We start from the raw sequence: 1,153 nt of genomic DNA, 5'->3' as shown, positions 1-1,153 counted from the left end.
TGGCGGTTAGCCGTTTCGTACTCGACGTGCGCGGTGTTGATGGTAATACCACGTGCCTTTTCTTCCGGTGCCGCGTCGATCTGGTCGTACGCCTTGGCTTCACCGCCAAACTTCTTGGTCAGAACCGTCGTGATCGCTGCCGTCAGCGTGGTCTTGCCGTGGTCAACGTGACCGATCGTGCCCACGTTCACGTGCGGCTTGGTCCGCTCAAACTTACCCTTGGCCATTTTCGACTCCTAAGAGGATTTTTCCGTACGTTGCGCGGGGCGCGCAAACAATCACTGGCTTGCTGCTACCTGCTCGATGCGAGGCCTCTGGAGGCCTGCTAAATACCGGCTGGTGCCCATGGGCAGGATCGAACTGCCGACCTCTCCCTTACCAAGGGAGTGCTCTACCACTGAGCCACATGGGCGAAAACTGCTCTGGAACTGCTTTTTAGCTTCGCTGGAGCGGGTGAAGGGAATCGAACCCTCGTCGTAAGCTTGGAAGGCTTCTGCTCTACCATTGAGCTACACCCGCTAAGTTTTCTGACTACTGTCGATTCCCGACACTAACCTGACTACAGTTGAATTCTGGTGGAGGAGGTTGGATTCGAACCAACGTAGGCGTAAGCCAACAGATTTACAGTCTGCCCCCTTTAGCCACTCGGGCACCCCTCCGTAGAGAACTGATGATTATGGTGTAACATCCGAACCGTGTCAAGCACTTTATTCGGCGCCGAACCACAACGCTCTCACTTATAGGGAGAGCGAAAAAGCAAAAACCCCGGCTTTTTAGGGCCGGGGTTTCGCAATAAGGAGCCTGACGATTACCTACTTTCACACGGGCAATCCGCACTATCATCGGCGTGGAGTTGTTTCACGGTCCTGTTCGGGATGGGAAGGGGTGGGACCAACTCGCTATGGTCATCAGGCATGACGGGTTGCTGCGTCGCTTTGTGAGCGCCACAGCCAATCGGGAAGAAGCGTAAAGAGGTGTTGCTCAATTGGGGTTGTGTTGTTTCTGGCACAACACATGATCTCAACCTGTGCGCTCCACACTCCACTCCGGGAGGGAGGCACACCTGTTATAGGATCAAGCCTTACGGGCAATTAGTATCAGTTAGCTTAACGCATTACTGCGCTTCCACACCTGACCTATCAACGTCCTGGTC

The 1,153-nt window shown here is 54.6% G+C and carries 1 protein-coding gene, 3 tRNA genes and 2 rRNA genes; all 6 read right to left on the bottom strand.

The window, feature by feature from the left end; genetic code table 11:
• The coding region (locus C7401_RS28670) for a GTP-binding protein (protein WP_039339233.1) at positions 1-227 on the bottom strand (227 nt) is incomplete at its 3' end.
• A 110-nt stretch (positions 228-337) separates the two neighbouring features.
• Positions 338-412 (bottom strand) — tRNA-Thr (locus tag C7401_RS28665).
• Between the two features lie 33 nt (positions 413-445).
• A tRNA-Gly gene (locus C7401_RS28660) sits at positions 446-519 on the bottom strand.
• A 54-nt stretch (positions 520-573) separates the two neighbouring features.
• Positions 574-659 (bottom strand) — tRNA-Tyr (locus tag C7401_RS28655).
• 140 nt (positions 660-799) lie between these two features.
• Positions 800-913: ribosomal RNA gene (rrf, locus tag C7401_RS28650) — 5S ribosomal RNA — on the bottom strand.
• A gap of 157 nt (positions 914-1,070) precedes the next feature.
• A 23S ribosomal RNA gene (locus C7401_RS46290) occupies positions 1,071-1,153 on the bottom strand; the annotation flags it as partial.

Origin of the sequence: Paraburkholderia unamae (assembly GCF_003268775.1) — a bacterium.
Classification (GTDB): Bacteria; Pseudomonadota; Gammaproteobacteria; order Burkholderiales; family Burkholderiaceae; genus Paraburkholderia; species Paraburkholderia unamae.
This window is presented reverse-complemented; position numbering and strand designations above follow the sequence as displayed.